General features: G+C 63.7%; 20 protein-coding genes. 12 read left to right on the top strand and 8 right to left on the bottom strand.

The window, feature by feature from the left end:
- Positions 1 to 133 precede the first annotated feature (133 nt).
- Positions 134 to 793, bottom strand: a complete 660-nt coding sequence (locus tag AC0QDI_RS23915; protein WP_474672500.1) for an HTH domain-containing protein — start codon at positions 791 to 793, stop codon at positions 134 to 136.
- 222 nt (positions 794 to 1,015) lie between these two features.
- Positions 1,016 to 2,884, bottom strand: coding sequence for a Glu-tRNA(Gln) amidotransferase subunit GatE (gene gatE, locus AC0QDI_RS23920; RefSeq protein ID WP_474672502.1), 1,869 nt, complete (start codon positions 2,882 to 2,884; stop codon positions 1,016 to 1,018).
- Positions 2,885 to 3,026: 142 nt separating this feature from the next.
- On the opposite strand from gatE, the gene AC0QDI_RS23925 reads away from it, so the two are divergent.
- Complete coding sequence (locus tag AC0QDI_RS23925; protein WP_474672504.1) at positions 3,027 to 3,332, top strand: hypothetical protein; 306 nt, start codon at positions 3,027 to 3,029, stop codon at positions 3,330 to 3,332.
- A gap of 177 nt (positions 3,333 to 3,509) precedes the next feature.
- Positions 3,510 to 3,656 (top strand): hypothetical protein, encoded by a 147-nt coding sequence (locus tag AC0QDI_RS23930; RefSeq protein ID WP_474672506.1) that lies wholly within the window; start codon positions 3,510 to 3,512, stop codon positions 3,654 to 3,656.
- Positions 3,657 to 3,658: 2 nt separating this feature from the next.
- On the opposite strand, the gene AC0QDI_RS23935 is transcribed toward AC0QDI_RS23930, so the two are convergent.
- The gene (locus tag AC0QDI_RS23935; protein ID WP_474672508.1) at positions 3,659 to 5,152 is read right to left on the bottom strand and encodes a heme ABC transporter ATP-binding protein; all 1,494 of its coding nucleotides are present in this window, start codon (positions 5,150 to 5,152) and stop codon (positions 3,659 to 3,661) included.
- Complete coding sequence (gene btuC / locus AC0QDI_RS23940; RefSeq protein ID WP_474672510.1) at positions 5,149 to 6,252, bottom strand: vitamin B12 ABC transporter permease BtuC; 1,104 nt, start codon at positions 6,250 to 6,252, stop codon at positions 5,149 to 5,151. The genes AC0QDI_RS23935 and btuC overlap by 4 nt, the downstream gene beginning before the upstream one ends.
- Before the next feature lie 61 nt (positions 6,253 to 6,313).
- On the opposite strand from btuC, the gene AC0QDI_RS23945 reads away from it, so the two are divergent.
- From AC0QDI_RS23945 to AC0QDI_RS23965, 5 genes are all read left to right on the top strand, one after another.
- Positions 6,314 to 7,417 carry a PGF-CTERM-anchored ABC transporter substrate-binding protein gene (locus AC0QDI_RS23945; protein ID WP_474672512.1) on the top strand — a complete coding sequence of 368 codons (1,104 nt, stop codon included), beginning with the start codon at positions 6,314 to 6,316 and terminating at the stop codon, positions 7,415 to 7,417.
- Between the two features lie 104 nt (positions 7,418 to 7,521).
- Positions 7,522 to 7,803, top strand: a complete 282-nt coding sequence (gene srp19, locus AC0QDI_RS23950) for a signal recognition particle subunit SRP19 (protein WP_273741954.1) — start codon at positions 7,522 to 7,524, stop codon at positions 7,801 to 7,803.
- A 1-nt stretch (position 7,804) separates the two neighbouring features.
- Positions 7,805 to 8,062 carry an H/ACA ribonucleoprotein complex subunit GAR1 gene (locus tag AC0QDI_RS23955; protein WP_098727113.1) on the top strand — a complete coding sequence of 86 codons (258 nt, stop codon included), beginning with the start codon at positions 7,805 to 7,807 and terminating at the stop codon, positions 8,060 to 8,062.
- A 624-nt stretch (positions 8,063 to 8,686) separates the two neighbouring features.
- Entirely contained in the window at positions 8,687 to 9,949 is a 1,263-nt protein-coding gene (locus AC0QDI_RS23960; protein WP_474672514.1) for an Nramp family divalent metal transporter, read from the top strand.
- Between the two features lie 454 nt (positions 9,950 to 10,403).
- Entirely contained in the window at positions 10,404 to 11,525 is a 1,122-nt protein-coding gene (locus tag AC0QDI_RS23965; RefSeq protein WP_474672516.1) for a presenilin family intramembrane aspartyl protease PSH, read from the top strand.
- A 102-nt stretch (positions 11,526 to 11,627) separates the two neighbouring features.
- Here AC0QDI_RS23965 and AC0QDI_RS23970 read toward each other — a convergent pair whose 3' ends face one another.
- A complete protein-coding gene (locus tag AC0QDI_RS23970; protein WP_474672518.1) occupies positions 11,628 to 12,326 on the bottom strand; it encodes a DUF6517 family protein in 699 nt (232 codons plus the stop codon).
- 185 nt (positions 12,327 to 12,511) lie between these two features.
- Here AC0QDI_RS23970 and AC0QDI_RS23975 point away from each other — a divergent pair, with 185 nt between their 5' ends.
- Positions 12,512 to 13,333: a helix-turn-helix transcriptional regulator gene (locus tag AC0QDI_RS23975; protein WP_474672520.1), complete on the top strand. Its 822-nt coding sequence runs from the start codon at positions 12,512 to 12,514 to the stop codon at positions 13,331 to 13,333.
- A 292-nt stretch (positions 13,334 to 13,625) separates the two neighbouring features.
- Complete coding sequence (locus AC0QDI_RS23980; RefSeq protein WP_474672522.1) at positions 13,626 to 15,059, top strand: FAD-binding oxidoreductase; 1,434 nt, start codon at positions 13,626 to 13,628, stop codon at positions 15,057 to 15,059.
- A gap of 128 nt (positions 15,060 to 15,187) precedes the next feature.
- Here AC0QDI_RS23980 and cysS read toward each other — a convergent pair whose 3' ends face one another.
- Both cysS and AC0QDI_RS23990 read right to left on the bottom strand, forming a co-directional pair.
- On the bottom strand, positions 15,188 to 16,723 hold the full coding sequence (gene cysS, locus AC0QDI_RS23985; RefSeq protein ID WP_474672524.1) for a cysteine--tRNA ligase: 1,536 nt from the start codon (positions 16,721 to 16,723) through the stop codon (positions 15,188 to 15,190).
- Between the two features lie 113 nt (positions 16,724 to 16,836).
- Positions 16,837 to 17,457, bottom strand: coding sequence for a DUF7509 family protein (locus AC0QDI_RS23990; protein ID WP_474672645.1), 621 nt, complete (start codon positions 17,455 to 17,457; stop codon positions 16,837 to 16,839).
- Positions 17,458 to 17,555: 98 nt separating this feature from the next.
- On the opposite strand from AC0QDI_RS23990, the gene AC0QDI_RS23995 reads away from it, so the two are divergent.
- Positions 17,556 to 17,963: a helix-turn-helix domain-containing protein gene (locus AC0QDI_RS23995; RefSeq protein ID WP_474672526.1), complete on the top strand. Its 408-nt coding sequence runs from the start codon at positions 17,556 to 17,558 to the stop codon at positions 17,961 to 17,963.
- 26 nt (positions 17,964 to 17,989) lie between these two features.
- Here AC0QDI_RS23995 and AC0QDI_RS24000 read toward each other — a convergent pair whose 3' ends face one another.
- A complete protein-coding gene (locus AC0QDI_RS24000) occupies positions 17,990 to 18,514 on the bottom strand; it encodes a DUF7523 family protein (protein WP_474672528.1) in 525 nt (174 codons plus the stop codon).
- Between the two features lie 166 nt (positions 18,515 to 18,680).
- Between AC0QDI_RS24000 and AC0QDI_RS24005 the strand changes: the two genes are divergently transcribed.
- Positions 18,681 to 19,007, top strand: coding sequence for a NifU family protein (locus tag AC0QDI_RS24005; protein WP_474672530.1), 327 nt, complete (start codon positions 18,681 to 18,683; stop codon positions 19,005 to 19,007).
- A 182-nt stretch (positions 19,008 to 19,189) separates the two neighbouring features.
- On the top strand, positions 19,190 to 19,450 hold the full coding sequence (locus tag AC0QDI_RS24010; protein WP_474672532.1) for a BolA family protein: 261 nt from the start codon (positions 19,190 to 19,192) through the stop codon (positions 19,448 to 19,450).
- The last annotated feature ends 108 nt before the right edge of the window (positions 19,451 to 19,558 follow it).

A 19,558-nucleotide genomic window follows, 5' to 3' on the forward strand; every position in this document is an offset into this window, starting at 1 on the left:
TGCCGCGTGCCGGACCCAGTTCAAATTGATGGGGAAAAAAGACCAACGTGGGAGAAAATCTCCCGGGAATGGGTTCTACTATGCTAAACGCGTTTTTCACGCCCGTCTTTGGATAACGAAACCGTATTCCCAACTACTGTTCTCGAGACTCAGCAACCATCGACTCTCGCTCTCGTGCGGGTCGGTCCGGCCGAGTCTCGTATCGGCCGAATTCGGTGACGGTGCCGATCCACCCGCAGTCGCTACAGGCGAACAGTCCCTGGCCATCGATTAGGGAGCCGCCGCAGTCGGGGCAGGTATCCGACGTGGCCGACTCGAGGTCCGCGTCCGCATCCCTGACCGATCCGAGCGGCGTCGGAATTTCGTCCGTTCGAAGCGTGGCGATCGCCTCGTCGGTCGTATACGTCTCGTCCGTCGTCTCGTTCGAGTGAGGGAAGACGCCGATCAGATCGTCGTCCGCGTACAGCTCGAGACACAACAGCGGCGTCACGAGCCGCTGTCGCGTCGTTCCGGTCACCTGCGAGGTCGTCGTCCGCTTTCGAAACGGCGGGCGAACGCTCACCCCGCGCTCGTCGGCCCACTGGACGAAACGCTCGAAGTTCGCGAGGACTTCCTGGTGGGGGCTCTCCTCGGAGAGCGCGACTTCCTTGGGCCAGCTCCGGAGGAGCAACTCGTCGACCGCTCCCTCGGATTCGCAGGCCTGAAGCGTCTCGATCTGGGCGTCGACCGGCTCGAGCAGGAGGGGCGCGCGAACGTAGCAGACGGCCGTTATCTCGGTTGTCTTGTCAATCATGTATTCTCGTTGCGAGTTTTTCCAACGGAAGTACTGATAAAGGTTTCTGGGGGCGACTCGATATAAGTTGAAGGTGTATTATACCATACTAGGACGAGGGAGCCGCCCGAAACCGCTGTACCCGATTAGCGGTCGGTCCGAGTACCGCTGCCGGTCTCAGAATCGGTCGGTCCGCCGACTCGATGCCGTCGCTCGAGGCGTCCGTACAGTCGGACGGAGCTGTTACGCTCGCTTCTGGATTTCCTCGCGCAGAAGTTCGCTCACGAGGTCCCCGTCCGCCTTCCCTCGCAGCGCACCCATGCACTCGCCCATGAGTCCAGAAAACGCCTGCATTCCCTCCGCCTCGACCTGGTCCTCGTTTCGGTCGACGACCTCGACGACTGCCTCCCGGACTTCTTCCTCGCCCGCAGAACCGAGTCCGGCGGCCTCGGCGGCTTCCTCGGCCGATCGGTCCGGTTCCTCCGCGAGCGCCGTCAGCAGATCCGGAACGCCCTCCTGCGCGAGGTCACCGCCCTCGGCCATCGCGAAGACCGCCTCGAGGTGTTCTCGAGTCAGCTTCTCGACTGGCACGTCGTCGCGCCGGAGTTCGGTCAGCGTCGACTCGAGGGTCGTCGCCGCGAGCGTCGGATCGATCCCGTCCGCCACGACGTCCTCGAACAGCGGCATGTGCTTGCCGTAGGCGACCTGCTCGGCCAGGCCCTCTCCGAGTCCGTGCTCGTCCTGGTAGCGCTCGACTTTCGCGGTCAGCAGCTCGGGTTCCGGAACGTCGCTCGGGTCCGGTTCGACGGGCGGCACGTCCGTCTCGGGGTACATCCGCGCCGCGCCGGGCAGCGGTCGCAGGTATCGAGTCGTCCCGTCGTCGTTCGCACCGCGCGTCTCCTCGGGGACGGCCTCGAGCGCGGTTCCTGCCCGCTCCGCGACGGCGTCGATCGCCGATTCCGCGATCTCGGTGTCGGCGGCGACGATCGCCACGGCGTCTTCCGGTCCGGCACCGACTGCATTGTGAAGCGACGCGACTTCGTCCTCTGTGACCCCGTACGCGGGCAGTTCGTCGGTGTGGAAGATCCCGCCCGCGCCGTGTCGTTTCGCGTGATCGGAGAACTCGGTTCCGAGCCGGCGGTCGGGAGCGATCTCGCGACCCACGATACCGTCGAAGCCGTAGAGTGGGACCGCCATCACCGATCCGCCGCTGTTCACTGCACCGGCGATGACGCCGCTCTCGGTGTCCTCGAAGACCTCGGTCACGTCCCGAACGTCGCCGACCGACGCCTCCCGCTGTGCGAGTTCGTCTCGAATTGCGACGAGTTCGGCCTGTCGAGCGACCTCGTTGCGCACGATGTCGTCGATGTCGTCGAGGCTCTGGACGCCCTTGATCTCGACGCGAGCGCCCTCCTCGATGGAGACGTTGACGTCCTGGCGGATCGTCCCCAGTCCGCGCTTGACCTTCCCGGTCGAGCGCAGCAACATCCCGATCCGTTCGGCCGCCTCGAGGGCCTGCTCCGGGCTCGAAATGTCCGGGCTCGTCCCGATTTCGACCAGCGGAATCCCCAATCGGTCGAGGCTGTAGCGGACGCCGTCGTCGGTCTCTTCGACGCGCTGAGCGCTCTCCTCCTCGAGCAGCATGTCCTCGATGCCGACCGTCCCCTCGCTCGTGTCGATCTCGCCGTCGGTGGCGATCAGCGACGAGCGCTGAAAGCCCGACGTGTTCGAGCCGTCGACGACGATCTTGCGCATGACGTGAGCCTGATCGACGGGACTCATGTCCATCAGCTGGGCGACCTCGAGGGTCGTCTCGAGGGCCTCGTCGTCGAGTTCGTGGGGCGGCTCGTCGTCTTCCTCGACGAGACAGGTCGAGTCGTAGGCGAGGTATTCGAACTCGCGTTCGACCATGCTCTCCTCGACGGCGGCGTCGTCGAGTTCGCCCAGTTCGCTCCGGGTGGGGTGGAGGTAGCGCGTGAACCGGCGCGTCGACGCCTCGGGCTCGCGGCGGTCGGTCGGACACGGGCAGAACAGCTTCGTCGCCGTGTCGAGTTGCTGGTGGATCTCCAGCCCGGCGACGAGTCCGAGGGACTCGTAATCGTACTCGGTCATTGGCGGCCACTCGGAGGCGGAAGGGTAAAAAACCGTCCAGTTACGGCCGGATCGTCGGCGGTCCGTGTTTCCTCGGATTCGCCGTCTCGGTACACGTGTCGATCGCCAGAACAGTAATTAACCCGTGACTCGATGAACGTGTATGAACCCCCTCCGAAACAAGCGGTCCACGGCTAGCCTTCCCGAATCGAGCATCGTTTACATCGGACTCCTGCTCGTCCTCTCGGGAATCGTCCTCTCGGCCGGCACTCTCGTCGGGCTCGGAATCGGGCTGTTCGTCGCCGGAACAGTATACGTTGCGACGGACGGTCCCGAACTCGTCCGTTACGCGCTCGTGTTCGTCTCGCTCGTCGGCGCTCAGTTACTCGCCTTCAACGGCGTGACGAAGTGGATGGGCGGAATCCTGATCGGGAGCGTCATCATCGCCATCGCATATAATCGCCTCTAAAGCGCCGTCAGCACCCGTCGTAGCCGACTGTCCGTTTTTGGTACCGTTGTCACCCGTCGCTGAAAGGAACCGATTCGCGCGGATTTCCCACTGACCATCCGTTTTCCGCCACTCCTGCGTGGCGAACCCGTATCAAGCAAGCCCAACGTCTACCCGGCGTGACAGACACGTTCGAGTATGGTTCGAATCTCGACGATCGTTATCGTCCTCGCGATTGTTTTCGCAATCGGCCTCATTCCGATTCCGATTATCCCCGGCGTGGGGATTATCGTCGGCCTCTCGGGCGTCGTTCTCGGAATCGTCCTCCGACTCCTCGGGTGGTGATCTCAGTCGCTCGAGGACTCGACCGACACGCCCGAACTCGAGTCGCCGTCCGACGACGTCGATTCGGTATCCGACGACTCCGCGTCCGGAATCGAGCGTGACGCGTCACCACTGATTTCGATCGCGTCCGCGACCCCCTCGAGTACCCGCTCTACTGGCACCTCGAGGGCGGATTCCGGTCGGAATCCGTCCGCGACCTCGGATCCCCGTTCTCGCGACGCGCCGGCGTCGCTTCGCGGCGTCTCGTCTTCTCCCCGCGTTGCGATCACGACCGAGTCCGCTACCCCATCGACGACCTCGAGAAGGCGCCGCGTCCCCCCGCCGGACGATTCGAGCACGCTCTCGGCGACGACGGTCACGTCGGCCTCCCGAACGGCCGTCTCGAACGCCGTCAGATGGGCCGGTGAGAGCGACTCGAACGGCGGGATTTCGACACAGTCGACCCCGAGCGATCGGCCGGTTTCGGCCGCCGTATCGCCGTCAGTAACCGGGCCGAGACCGACCTCGAGGGCGGGGGGTTCGGCCGCACCGTCCTGGTCTCGCGTGTCGTCCTGGTCTCGCACGTTCTCGAGTCGGGCGAGCACGCGCGCAGCGATCGCTCCGGTTCCGAGGACGTGGATCCCAACGGTGCCGAGATCGGTTCCGTTCCACGCGCCGTCCGGAACGGAACGCGGGAACGCCGTCACCGTTTCCGACCCTGTGAGCGGATGGGTGGTGACCGTCGCGCTCGCGTCGAAGACGTCGCCGAGTGCGTCACCCGTGAGCACGTCCGACGGCGGACCGTTCCGATAGACGTCGCCGTCGGCGAGCATCACGAGTCGGTCGCAGTAGCGCGCGGCCAGATCGAGGTCGTGAATCGCCGCACAGACGGTCCGTCCCTCGTCGACCAGTTCGCGGACCAGTTCGAGCGTCTCGATCTGGTGATTGACATCGAGGCTCCCCGTCGGTTCGTCGAGCAGCATGACCGGCGTTTCCTGGGCGATCGCCCGAGCTAACACGACCCGCTGGCGCTGCCCGCCGCTGACCTCGTCGATCGGCCGGTCGGCCAACTCGGTCGTCCGGGTCCGCTCGAGGGCGCGCTCGACCGCGGCGCGATCCTCTGGCGTCGCCGACGAGAACCGCGAGCGGTGTGGATGCCGCCCCATCTCGATGACGTCGCGGACGGGGAACGAAAACGACAGCGTCGTGTCCTGCGGGACGACGGAGACGAGCCGACTCGAGGCCCGCGAGGAGAGCTCGTGAATATCGGTTCCGTCGATCGCGACCGTTCCGGAATCCGGCTCGAGCGCGCCGCTGATCGCGCGGAGGAGCGTCGTCTTGCCGGCCCCGTTCGGCCCGACGAAGCCGACGAACTCCCCGGGTTCGACCGCGAAGGAGACGTCCTCGAGTACCTCGAGGTCGCCGAAGGAGAGCGAGCAGTTCTCGACGGTGATCGTCGCCGGCTCGAGGTCCCGATTGGCACTCTTTCGATCGCGCTCGTGCTCGATTCCACTCATACCGAATGCACCTCCCGTCGAGTCAGCAAGAACAGGAAGAACGGGGCGCCGATCGCCGCCGTGACGATGCCGACGGGGACTTCGGTCGGGCCGGCCGGCCACCTGGCGATCGTGTCGGTCACCACGAGAAACGAGGCCCCCGCGAGGGCGCTCGTCGGAAAGAGGATCCGGTGGTCGGGACCGACGAGCAGGCGCATGATGTGCGGAACGATGAGCCCGACGAAGCCGATTACGCCGGTAACGGCGACGCCCGCAGCGGTGACGATGCTCGCCAGCGCGAGCAACAGTAGCTTGGTTCGCTCGACATCGACGCCGAGGTGGTGTGCGTCCTCTTCGCCGAGCAGGAGCACGTTGAGTTCCCGCGCGTACGCCCCGAGAACGAGGCCGCCGAGGAGGGTAACCGGAAGCGCGAACGCCACGTCGCTCCAGCCGCGGTCTCGCAGGCTCCCCATCAGCCAGACGACGGCCTCCCTGAGACCGTCGCCGCTGTGGATGAGCATGTACGAGATGACGGCTCCGAGAAACGCTTGCACGGCGACGCCGGCGAGCAGTAGCGTCGCGACCGGCGTTTTGCCGCCCTCGGTCGCGATGGCGTAGACGAGAAACGCGGTCGTGAGCGCGCCGACGAACGCGGCGAAATGGAGGTTTCCGAACGGCACGATCGCCGGGAAGGCGATCAGCGCGACCGCACCGGCCGCAGCGCCGGACGAAACGCCGATGATCGAGGGGTCCGCGAGCGGGTTTCGGAAGAACCCCTGCATCACCGTCCCCGCGGCGGCGAGCGCGAACCCCACCGTGGCCGCGAGGACGATGCGGGGCAGTCGCATCTGCGTGACGATGAACTGATGCGTTTCGGGAACGTCGAACGAGAAGACGGACGCGTACTCGAGGCCCAACACCGGAACGGACCAGCCGAGAACTGGCAGGGTTCCGGTTCCGGCCTCGATGCCCGCTGGGAGGACGACCTCGTTCAGGATCGCCATCGCGACCAGCAGGGGATCGATCCGTACCGGTCCGAGCGCGGCGCTGACGACGATAGCGGCGACGAGCAGGCCCGCGAGGCCCGTCGACCAGACCGCTGTCCGGACCGATCGCTTCATACACCTCAACCTCGGTTGCAGTAGGCAAATATTTGTTGGAGTAAGACACAGGTATTCGACGATGCGACAACAGCTAGCCGTTTTACTGGCCGTCTTGCTCACAATCTCCGCTATCGGCCCCGCCGTGGCCGGCGCGAGTATCGAACCGAAACCTGCCGTTCAGGAGTCGAATGCACAATGTGAGTATCCGCTCACGATGACCGACGCGACCGGTGAAGAGGTCACGATCGAAAGCGAACCTGAATCGGTCGTAACGCTCTATCCGGGCGACGCACAACTCGCTTACTCCATCGGAGCCGAGGGCAAGGTCGTCGGAATGCCGGTGAGTCAGTACACCGACTCGCTCGACGCCGGCGACCGAACCGACATTACCGGCGATGACGGCGTCACACCCGTCGCCGAGGAGATCGTCGCGCTCAATCCCGACGTCGTCCTTGCAGCAAACGTCGCCCTCTACAATCAGGACCTCCTCGACACGCTCGAGGAGGCCGGCATCACGGTCGTCGTCCTCGACACCGCGAAATCGCTCGAAGACGTTCGCGAGAACGTTCGCGTGACCGGTCAGGTGACCGGCGAGTGTGACAGCGCCGAGGAAACGATCGACTGGATGGACGATCGACTCGAGATTTACGAGAGCGCGCTCGAGAACGAGTCCGCGCCGCTCGCGTACTACGACGGCGGCGAAAACGGCGACACGCACGGGACGGAGACGTTCCAACACGAGGTGATGACCACGGCCGGACTCACCAACCTAGCCGCAGAAGTCGGCGAGTCGGGTTGGATGCAGATGAACTCGGAAGTCGTCGTCAACGAGGACCCCGAGTGGATCGTCTACCCTGACCGGACAGAGGAACCGCCGTCGGCAGACAGTCTCGAGGAAACCACTGCCATCAGCGAGGGCAACGTCGTCGCGGTCGACGATAACGCGATGAGCCAACCCGGCCCGAACGTCGTCTACGCGATCGAAACGATCATCGAGCAGGTCCACCCCGAAGTATACGCCGATATCGAAGCCGAGCTCGAGGCGTCCGGCGAGCCCGGTAACGAGAACGGCAACGACTCGGACGAGGACCAGAGTACCGACAGCGCCATCCCCGGATTCGGGGTTCCCGTCGCGCTCGTTGCCCTCCTGGCTACCGCCGCATTCGTCGCGCGGCGACGATAGCTCGCAGACCTCCCGTTGTTTCCGTTCTCACCGTTCGTCTCGTTGTCGTCGTCCGACGTATCGTTTTGAAAAGGGTTTACTCGCCGGGATACACAGACTACGGCATGGTCGAGAACGTCATCTGGCCCGCCTATCTCGATGCGAGCCTCTCGAGGGCCGAGGGACGGCGCGTATCCGAGGATCTGGCGGTCGAGGAACCGACGGTCGACGAGATCGCGAAGTCCGTCCAGCAGATCGGGTACGACGCCACGATCGAGCGGGACAAGTCCTACTCCCGGGAGCACTGGGCCGACCGGGGCCGGGTCGTCGTTCGCGGGGCCGACGACTCGAGCAAAAACGATCTCGTCCAAGCCGTGGCGGCGTACGTCGTCGCGATGCGGGACTGACATGCGTCGAGTAGGCGCAGTCGTCCGGACCGCCCAGGGACTGGCCGTCCTCCGAGCGGACGAGGCGGACGACGCCGGCAGCGACACGCCCGACGAGTTCCGCGACGAGATCGGCACGATGGTCCTCGACGACGACCTCGAGGGAGTCGGCCGCGTCGTCGACGTCTTCGGCCCGGTCTCGAGGCCCTATCTGGCGGTGACGCCGGACGACGGCGTCCACCTGCCGTCGCTGATCGGATCGACGCTGTACGCGCGATAGCATCTATCGCTCGCCGTCTCGTTTTCCGTTCCGGTTCGGTTTTCGGTAGATAGTGCACTATGTCGTGGTGCGACGTATTACCTCGTAGAGTTGCTCAGTGATCGGCATGCGGTGGCGCGCGCTATCGACTGTCCGAACGGTCGAACCCGATAGATAAGCTTCATGAACAGTGCACAGTGACTCGACGAACAAGCGTTCAACACTCACTCGAGCGCTACGTCAACGACTACAATGACCAGATCTGAACTGCCATCGGGGATGCCAAAGCCACCGGTCGTTGTTCGAGACTCTATTATAATATGAGAACATCCCCACTATTTGCCAAGACTTATCCCTCCTCTATAACTAGTAGTGATATACTCCAATCCCGTTTTAGTCGATATCCGGATAGTCTAGTAGTAAAACAGTGTACGGTGTAGCTGCTAACGTCTCGTTAGCGGGTGCGCTACGTAGCGTCAGAAACGCCTGTTGGGACACCCAAAACAGGTGAGCTATTTGATCCAATCATCTGATTCTGCCAGATCCACACACAACGCAGAACGTACTGTTTCGAGGAAGAACATGGGCTTGTATCGGATTCCAGTCGTTGTTGCGTATCGACCGTCGGAAAAGCAGTAGCAACATATGAATACGAAAAATTTCACTCCGTTGCAGGACGTGACCGGGTTTACACAGAAGTACGGGCTAGCGTTCGTGATGGTCGCCAGTTACTTCGGCTCTGGCTCGGTGTTTATTGCCAGCCAAGCTGGCGTCATGCACGGGTACACGCTTCTCTGGGCCGCCGTGGGTGCAGCGTTACTCGGATTTGTTGCTCAGGACATGAGCGCTCGGCTGGGCATCCACGGAACATCGCTGATGGTGTTCACCCGCGAAAAACTGGGCCGGCCACTAGCGACAACGATCGCACTTTTCCTGTCGATTGGCTGCATTGCCTGGACGCTCGGGTTGGTCGCCGCTGTCGGCGCTGGTCTCTCCTTTCTGCTTGGGGGCGCCGTCGCCTGGCAGCCCATTGCCGTGCTCACAACGTTCGCCGCGATCGGTGTCGGACTGTTGCGCTACGACACCGTTGAGAACATGATGATCGCGATGATGCTCTCGCTGATGGTCGTCTTCGTGATCGTCGCCCTGCCGAGCGGCGCTGACCCGAGCAGCGTTGCGACCGGGTTCGTACCGGGCACGGACACACTGGGTGCGCTGGCGATGGCAGCGGGACTGCTCGGTACGACCGCACTGTGGCCGAACTTCTTCCTGGAATCGATTCTCGTCCATACCAAGGGCTGGACCGACGAGAGCGACCTGCCGGAGGTCCGGACAGACTTGGCGATCGGCTACGCAGTTGGCGGGATCACGACGGTCGCGATTCTGATCGGCGCAGCGGCACTACTGCGCCCGATGGGCTACACCGAACTCGAGTCGTTCATCACGCCGGGCGAGGCGCTGGTTGAAGTACTCGGAACGTGGGCCATGGTGCTGTTCGTCGGCGGCGTGATCGCCGCGGCGTTCAACAGCATCATCCCGATCATGTGGACGCCAGCCTACATCATTCCGCAGGCTGCGGGCTACTCGGTTCAGAAAGGAGATCGACTGTTCAACGTCCTGTTCGCGGGACTGACTGGGATCGGCGTGTTCTCGCCACTGGTAAGCTGGTGGCTGGATCTGTCGGTCGTCGACATGGTGATTCTGTTTCCAATGTACAACGGAATCTTCGCACTACCGATTGCAGCCATCCTGCTGTTCTGGGCGGTCAACGACCGCGAGACGATGGGTAAACACACCAATTCCAAGCTGCTAAACGGAGTCAACGCACTGCTTGTACTACTCGCAGTTGTCCTCGCGATCCTGTCGATCCAGGACTTTACGACACTCATCACTGGCGGAGGGTTCTGACGTTGTGCCCCTTATTTGCTCTTGGTACTGATAACTCAACTGTTGAGTTGAAGTAGTGAGAACTACGAGTCCGTTCTCCACTAAAAACGGAGAATGAACGACTCATCGCCCTATAGTAGCACTGAAATGAATTACACAGTGATCACACAATTGTCGTGCAATCGGGTGGAAATTGACTTTTAGTGGCTACTATATGTTGTTCCATCGGCGCTCAGAGACTCTCAATTGGCGCCTGCACACGGTACTGCCTCCGTCTGTACTTACCGCAGAGGGTGCCAAACCTGCCAAATTCTAAGCATTTCAATGAATCTCTTCGAGAGTATCAATGCAGACTGTTTGATATGCACAGTGTACGGTGCACTATGTACGAGACACAGTGCATGGCCGCCGTTCCAAAGTAGACGCCAAATCCGAAGTGGAAAAGACGATAGGAGCGGGGTGCAAACGCCGCGACATGAACGACCGGACACGGGTCCTCGCCGCCGTCGGCACGACGGTCCTGCTCTTTCTCGGCGTCCAGCTCGGTGCGCTGGCGCTGGTCGAGCCGTTCCAGGAATCGGGCCGACAGGCCGTCGAGGATCCACAGAATCCGACGAACAGCGTCCTCTACTTCGGGGTCATGCTCGTCGCAACTGGCCTCATGCTCGCGGCGTTCAAGTACGACCTCGAGTGGCTGATCAGACTCCTGCTCGTCGGCGTCAGCGTGATGATCTCGTGGTACGTCTTCGCCGAACTCGTCCCATCGCTCGCCACGCCGTTCGTCTCCGACGGCGCGGCCGACGCACTCGCGATCGTCGCCTCGCTGGCCGTAGGCGGAGCACTCCTGTTATACCCCGAGTGGTACGTCATCGACGCCGCGGGAGTGGTGATGGGCGCCGGTGCCGCCGCCCTGTTCGGAATCAGTTTCGGTCTCCTGCCGGCGCTGCTGTTGCTCGCCGTGCTCGCGGTCTACGACGCGATCAGCGTCTACGGCACCGAACACATGCTCGATCTCGCCGAGGGCGTCATGGACCTCAAGATCCCCGTCGTGCTCGTCGTTCCGATGACCCTCTCGTACTCCTATCTCGCGGCCGGCAGCACCGACGACGTGCTCGAGGACGACCGCGAGACCGACGAGAACACCGACGCTGACGGCACCGCCACCGAAAGCGCCGATACCGAGAGCACCGCCACCGCTGCGAGCGCCGCCGACGGCGGTGAACGGGACGACGTAGCCGTCGACGGCTCCATTGCCGACGACCGCGACACCGAAGCCGATACCGAGGACGACGCGGACGTCCTCGAGCGCGACGCCCTGTTCATCGGTCTCGGCGACGCCGTTATTCCCTCGATTCTCGTCGCCAGCGCGGCGTACTTCCTCGAGGTCGGGGCGCTCTCGGTTCCCGGAATCGCGCTGAACCTGCCGGCGCTGGGCACGATGGTGGGGACGATCTCCGGACTGCTCGTGCTCATGTACATGGTCCTCGAGGGCCGACCCCACGCCGGACTGCCGCTGCTCAACGGCGGCGCGATCGGCGGCTACCTGCTCGGCGCGCTCGCGAGCGGACTCTCGCTCGCGACGGCGATCGGGTTCTGAGACGGTCTGCTGTACCGATGTACCGGTGCGATCGCAGGCCGTATCGCGGTCGCACCGGAAACGGCTTACAGCAGTCAGTATGATCGTCGCTCTCCGTCTCCGTCACCCGTCCGCTCCCTCGGTCCCGACGATATCGACCTCGAGGTCGTCGTACTGCTCGAGCCCCCGGACCAGAGTGTCGACCCGCGTTTGCTCGGACTCCTCTTCCCGGACGGCTACGGAGGGGTAGATCGCCACGACGACGAGGTGATCCCCCTCGTGTTCGTCCCGGATGCTGTCCAGGGCGATGTCGAGGTCGTACTCCCCGTTCAGCGTCGCAGTGCCCTGAACGGATTCGACGGGGAAGCGTTCGCCGAGCGTCTCGAGCGCGCGGCCCCCGACGGCCCGATCGATCGACAGACCGTCGTAGCGACGTTGCACGCGTTCGGCGAGTTCCACCGTCGACGGCCCGCCGACGGGATTGAACTCCTCGCCGCCGGCGGTGACGTGTGGCGCTGCGAGCACGCTGAACGCCCCCGCGCGCACCGGTTGGTCGCCGAAGCGCTCAGCCGGGAGTTCGATCGCCCGATCGTAGACGCTATTGTAACTCGTCAGTTCGACGTCCTCGCCGCCCACCGGATGGGTCTCGACGCGTTTTATCGTACCCTGATACTCGTAGCCGGCCTCCGCGACTGCCTCGTCCGAAACGCGTGCGGGTGCCGCCGAAACCATCGTCATATCGTCGGCGAACCCGCTGAGACACCCGGCAACCGCGCCGACGCTTCCCGCTGCAAGTGCGCCGAGAAACAGCCGTCGATTCATGTGATTCTCCGACCAGACTCGAGGAAATAAACGCCGCGGCGATCTTCAGTCGCTGATTACAATTCGAACTGCACGAACGATGCAGCGCCGGGAATAGCTGGCGCTGTCGAAATCCCCTTTGCGAATCCGAATGTGTGCTAGTTAGTAACAATGAAGTTATATCCTCATCGATCGTTCTGATCCGTATGGGTACCCCGCTCGAAGACATCCGCTTTCTCGCGGATTCGGAGAACAGATTCACCGCGCTCGAAACCCTCGCGGCGGGTCCCCGTTCGAGGGCGGAATTACAGAGCGCGACCGAGGCCTCCAAAGCCACGATCAGCCGCCTCCTCGGTGATTTCGAGAGCCGCGGTTGGGTCGCGAGGGACGGTCACCGATACGCGTTGACTCCGCTCGGAGAATACGTCGCGAGCGAGTTCATCGTCCTCCACGACCACATGACGACCGCCGGCGATCTGCGAGAACTGCTTCCCTGGTTTCCGCTGGGGGAACTGGAGATCGAATTCGACCTCGAGGTCTTGACCGAAGCGAGGATCACCGCGGCGACACCCGACGATCCGATGGCGCCGGTGGCTCGCGTGCTGGATATCGAACGCGAGTCGACCCGGACGAAGACGCTGGCGGACAAGTTCCCCGAGCCGTGTGTCGACGCGAGACACGAGGCGGTCGTCGGCGGCACGCAGACGATGAAACTGGTGACCACCCCGGCCGTGATCGAGTCGGTGATGGCGTCTCCGTGCGCCGACGAGTTCGAGGACATCGTCGCCGCCGACCGCGCCACGGTATACGTCTACGACGGCGACGTCCCGCCTGGGGGCCTCTACGACGGGACGGCCTACCGCATCGTCCTCGACGACCGGGACGTCTCCGTCGGTCTAATCGAATCCGACGACCCGGCCCTCGTCGACCGGATCTCGGAGACGTTCGACGAGTACCGGGACGCGTCGACCCGTCTCACCGCCTCGGAGTTGCGGAACGACCGGGAATTCGTGTGGGTAGAGACGTAGCAGCAGCGGGTCCGAGACGCCGGATTCGTGGCCGGCGTTTCGTGACCGCGGAGGGCACGAGTCCCGGGTAGCCGACTGCTCGAGGTGGTTTTCCGACGGACCCGCCTTCTGCCCAGCGATCGGACCCACCTTCCGCCCCGCGACCGGGTCCACCTTCCGCCCCGCGACCGAGTCCACCTTCCGCCCAGCGTCGAGAAACGGACGGGGAGCGGACGCGTTTCGCGAGGTGAAACGGTTGCAGCAAATGCCTATACCGTCGTCGCACTCGAAGTCGCTCGATGGGGACAGAGCCATGAAAACCGAGACCGAGGCGATAGATGCGGAAAGCGTAACTGCGTTCGAGGAGTCGTTCCGCGGCCGGGTCGTCCTCCCGGACGACGGTGACTACGACGAGTGCCGTCGGGTCTGGAACGAGATGATAGATCGGTATCCGGCGATGATCGCTCGGTGTGCCGGGGTCGCGGACGTGATCGCGTCCGTGAACTTCGCCCGCGAGAACGACCTCCTCCTGGCCGTCAAGGCCGGCGGGCACAACGCCGCGGGAAACGCGGTCTGTGACGACGGCCTCGTGATCGATTGCTCCCCGATGACGTCGGTCCGGGTCGATTCGGGTGCCAAAACCGTCCACGTCGAACCCGGCGCAACGATGGGTGACCTCGACCACGAAACCCAGGCGTTCGGACTCGCCACTCCGGGCGGCACCGTCTCGACCACCGGCGTCGCCGGCCTCACGCTAGGTGGCGGCTGGGGGTGGCTGAGTCGGCGGTTCGGACTCACCATCGACAACCTTCGGAGTGTGGATGTCGTCACCGCGGCGGGGGAACTCGTCCACGCCAGCGAGGACGAAAATCCGGACCTGTTCTGGGGAATCCGCGGGGGCGGCGGTAACTTCGGAGTCGTCACCTCCTTCGAGTTCGACTGCCACGAGGTGGGACCGACGGTGCTCGGTGGGATGATTATGCACCCGTTCGAGGACGCGACCGATCTCCTCCGATTCCACCGCGAGTTCACGGCCGATATGCCGGACGAATGCTGTTGCTACGCCGCGATCATGACGGCGCCGCCGGCACCGTTCCTCCCGGACGCGGTTCACGGAAGGAAGGTGGCCGCGCTCGCGCCGTTCTACTCGGGACCCATCGAGGCGGGCGATGAACTGCTCCGGCCGCTCCGGGACTTCGGCGAGCCGATCGTCGACCTGGTCCAGCCCCAGCCGTACACGGCCCTTCAACAGATGTTGGACGAGCCGCAAGCGCCGGGGTACCGGAACTACTGGAAGTCCCAGCTGGTGGATCCCCTCCCCGACGACGCGATCGACACGGTGGTCGACCGTGCTGGAACGCTTCCGTCACCGATGTCGCAGCTCGTCCTCGAGCACCTGGGCGGCGCGATCTCACGAGTCGAGCCGGACGCGACGGCGTACCGGAACCGCAACGCCGCGTTCTCGTTCAACGTCTTCTCCCGGTGGGAGGATCCCGCCGAGGACGAGACCCACGTCTCGTGGGCCCGGGAGTTCCACGCCGCGATCGGACCGTTCGCGACCGATGGCGTGGCCGTGAACTTCCTCAGCCAGGAGGGCGACGAGCGGGTCAGGGCCGCCTACGGCGACAATTACGATCGCCTGGTCGATATCAAGGACACGTACGATCCCGAGAACCGCTTCCGGATGAACCAGAACGTCACGCCGTCCGCACGGGCTGACGGCGGCACAAGTCACGAAAGCGTATGACGACGAATCGACGACGGCTACAGCACGATCGGCGGCGATTCAGTTCGGACTGACGAACGTGATGGGCGGACCGCTGAGCCCGATCGCGCAGCTATTAGATTTGCGAGCGGCGACGAGAGGTGCGATACTCACTCGCCCGACGGCAGTCGGTAGGTCGCCCCCTCGTCCGTGTCCTGCACTTCGATCCCGAGCGCCTCGAGTTCGTCGCGCAACTCGTCGGCCCGCTCGTAGTTGCCGGCCTCGCGTTCTCGCTCGCGTACGCCGAGGACGAGGTCTACCACGTCGCCGGCGAGTTCAGCAGAGCCCGTCGTCTCGCCCGTAAAGGAGAGTCCGAGGACGCCGCCGAACTCCTCGAGGGTCTCGACGGCCCGCCGAAGCCCGCGGTAATCGTAGCTGCCAGTGGCGATTTCGGTCTCGGCGTCGCCACCGGCGTCTGGGGCGGATTCCTCGAGATGTCGATTGATCGCCGTCGCGACCGACAGCAGCGCGGACTGGGCCTCTCGCGTGTTGAAGTCGTCGTTCATCGCGGTCGTAAACGCCTCTCGCGCGCCGTCGATCTCGGTGTGCAAGGACTCGTCGTCGACTTTGGAACTCGCCGCCGGGGAGTCGAGCGCCTCGACGGCCGCCTCGTAGGCTCGCTCGAGTTGGTCCCATCGCTCCTCGGCCTCGGCGATCGTCTCGTCGGAGTAGAGCTGTTTGCTGTTGTACGAGCCGGCGGTCAGGAACGTCCGCACGACGTTCGTCCCCCAGCGGTCGATCGCCTCCTCGACCGTGACGAAGTTGCCCAGGCTCGAGGACATCTTCTCCTCGTCCATCTGGAACAGTTCGCAGTGGAGCCAGTAGTTCGCGAACTGCTGGCCCGTCGCGGCTTCCGATTGGGCGATCTCGTTTTCGTGGTGGGGGAAGACCAGATCCCGGCCGCCGACGTGGACGTCGAGCGTCTCGTCGAGGTGGGTCATACTCATCGCCGAGCACTCGATGTGCCAGCCGGGACGGCCCTCGCCCCACGGCGAGTCCCAGGTCAGCCCCTCGGGTGGATTTCCGCCGTGGTCGACACCCTCGTGGCGGTGCTCCGCGACGGCGTCGGGATCGACGCCGCCGGCCTTCCAGAGCGCGAAGTCCGCCGGGTTGCGCTTCTCGGTTCGCTCGTCGGGATCCCCCTGGGACTCGATCTCGCCGAGTTCCTGATTCGAGAGCTTGCCGTACCCGTCGAAACTGCTCACGTCGAAGTAGACCGAGCCGTTGGACTCGTAGGCGTAGCCCTTCTCGATCAGCGTCTCGACGAGGTCGATGATCTCGGGGACGTGCTCGGAGACGCGGGGGTAGACCTCCGCCCGCAGGAGGTTCAGCGAGCGCATGTCGTCGATCGTCCGCTGGATGTAGGTCTCGGCCACGTCGGCCTCGCTCTCGCCCAGTTCGTCCTCGCCGACGCGGGCGACGATCTTCTCGTTCACGTCGGTGAAGTTCTCGACGTGACGCACGTCGTAGGAGAGCTGCTCGAGCCAGCGGTGCATGACGTCGACGTGGACCCACGAGCGAGCGTGGCCCAGGTGTGGCGGATCCGAGACCGTCAGGCCACAGTAGTAGAGGAGGACGTTCTCGGGGTCCCGTGGCTCGAACGGCTCTTTTTCGCCCGTCAACGTGTTCGTCACGTGCAGGGTCATTAGGCTCACTTCCGCCGGACGAAAGTTAAAGCGTGTGATGGCATCCGAACGCGGTGCTTGCTCGTCTCAAGACCGACACGCGGCGATCACGAGAGCCAGCAGAACAACTGCGATTAGTCCAGATGGTCGAGCTCTCCGAACCGCTCGCGGTTCATCGTCGTGACGACGAATCGTCGCACCGTATCGATCAGTTCCGCTTCCGTCTCGTACGTTTCGATACGGAGGTCCCATCGGGCTCGTGCCGACCGAATCATCTCACTGGTCACGTTCGCCTCGTGGACAAAGACGATCCTGTCATCGTGTGTCTCCGCGACGTTCTCTAAGATACTGCCCGTTTCCTCTCCGACACCGAAGTTGTGGCCGAGGAACGGCACGATGAACACGGTTGCATTCGCGCACCGGGCGTACTCGATGCTCTGAGTCACTGCATCGATCTCATCGGTCTCGATATCGATGTCGACCGCGAGGAATGTGTTCACCTCAGGATCCGTTCGAAGCATTCCTTGTAATCGTCGGAGCAGGGCTTCCGCCTCGTCGATTGCGTCCTCGTTCTGGAAGAGTTTCCTGAGAGGACCGGGGAGGTCCCCAACGGACACGTTCTGCCGTTCCTCGTCGGTCAGCACGTAGTTCAGATTGAACGATTTATACGGACCCATTAGATAGAGGAGAAATCGATCGTATTTCACGGTGCCAAGCCGGTCCGCGATAAGATCCCGCGTAATCTCCTGCGTCATATTCGGAATGATCTGCCGGCAGTATATAAAGAAGTGCATTTTCAGTAAATGCTGGCTTGACAAGGACTAAGAGACGAGGGCGAGTAGTCCGTGGTACGATGGGGACGAAACATACGCGGATCGCCGACGGCGATCCGACCGACCCGGACGACCTACTGCCGGAGCAGAGCGTCCTCTCCCTCGAGGAGTACCTCGAGATGCAGGCCGCGATCGGGAATCGAACCCGATTCGAGATCGTCTACCGTCTCTCTCACGCGGACGAGCTGACTCCGACGGAGCTCGATTCGGTACTGGAGATCGACGATAGCACGCTCCACTACCATCTCAATAAACTCCGAGACGTCGGGCTCATCGAGAAGCGCGTCCGAACGGAACGGGACAGCGACGGGCTTTACACGTACTACAGGGCGACGGTCCTCGGTGATGTCCTCCTCGAGCACGGCGTCGAAGAACTCCTCCGTCGCGAGTGGGATTTCAGCGAGGCGTACGATAGTAGCGAAACCTGATTTCGCTCGCCCATTTGGCCCGTCTCTCACTCCATCCGAACGTCCACACGATCGAGCGCGGCTTCGACCGCTCGCAGCGCATTGGCACCCTCGAGCCGGTCGACGACGACGACCAGCGTGCCGTCGGCAACGGCCGCCGCGCTCGGCGAACTGTCCTCGAGTGAGAGTCGCGCCAGTACCGCCGCGAGTGCGGCCGTCTCCACGTCGCCGGTCGCGACGATAGCGGTTCGGTCGCCGCCGGAGGGACCGAAGGCTGTCCCGCCGACGGTGACGAGCGCGTCGTCGCCATCGGTCGAGGTCCCGCGTTCGTCCCCACCGCCCTCGAGCGGCCCGATCCCGCTCTCCATTCGGACGCGGACGTTTCGTGACTCCGTCTCGTAGGCCGGCAATTCGTCTGCGTACCGACGGAGCGCCGTGGCGATTGCGTCGATCTCACCGTCGACCGCGAGGTACCGTGCGGCGGCGGTGTAGTTGACGACGCCGGCTCGAAGGGCGGTCCAGAGGAACGGGTGGCGGTCGACCGCCCGGCGCGTCTCGGCTGCCAGTGACATATTCGAGACGGCGTCTCGAGTCGGCATAAAGTCGCCGTCATCTCGGCACGCGCGGGCCGGCGCGCTCTCGGTTCGGCCGGCTCGAAGACAGCCGTGCCGGCTCGAGGACGCGAGGCGTAACCGGTTCGCCCGACAGTATATATCTCTCCAGTTGCTTGGTCCACGTATGAGTGAGTCCGAGACGGAGCAATCCCCCGAGGACGCCGTTCGCGAAGACGTATCGCTATTCCTCCGCCGGAACTTCCCCCAGATCGAGATGCACGGTGGCGATTCCTCGATCACCGACGTCGATCTGGACGAGCGCCGCGTCTCGATCAATCTCAGCGGCGCGTGCAGCGGCTGCGGGGTCAGTCCGATGACCACCCAGGCGATTCAACAGCGTCTCCCGGCCGAAATAGACGAAATCGACCACGTCTCCGTGAGTACCGGACTCGACGGACTGGCCGAACAGGGCTCCTCGGGTCGCGACGTCCCGCCCGATACACCCTTCTGATACCGTTTACTGTACCGATGTATCGGCGCGACCGCGACCCTGCCTGCGGTCGCGCCGGAACCGACTGACAGCGGACCGTCTGAATTCGAGCGAGCGGCCCGTTCCCTTCGATCCAGCGACGACGCCGCGTCCCACTGGCCGCGACCGAGGCGCTTTTGCCTCGAGCAACTCATTTTCCCAGTATGAAGCCAGCTGCGGTCGAGGAGCTCATCGAATCGAATCTCGAGGATTGCGAAGCGACGGTCACCCACGCGCGCGACGAACACGACGAGGACCACCTCGCCGCGACGGTCGTCTCCCCCGTCTTCGATGGCCTGCCGCTCGTCCAGCAACACCAGCGAGTGTACGACGCGCTCGGCGACCACATGACGACCGACATCCACGCCCTCGAGCTCTCGACGTACACCCCCGAGGAGTACGCGGAGCTCGAGACGCAACAGTAGCAGTTTAGCCGGGTTCCGGGATGGTGTGGACACGTATTCGGTGTACAGGGCCGTTTTGAACGGCGAGTTCCGTGGAGATCGGATGGGAAGAAGCGCCCTGCTACCGTG

This window comes from Natrinema sp. LJW11, from assembly GCF_056135975.1.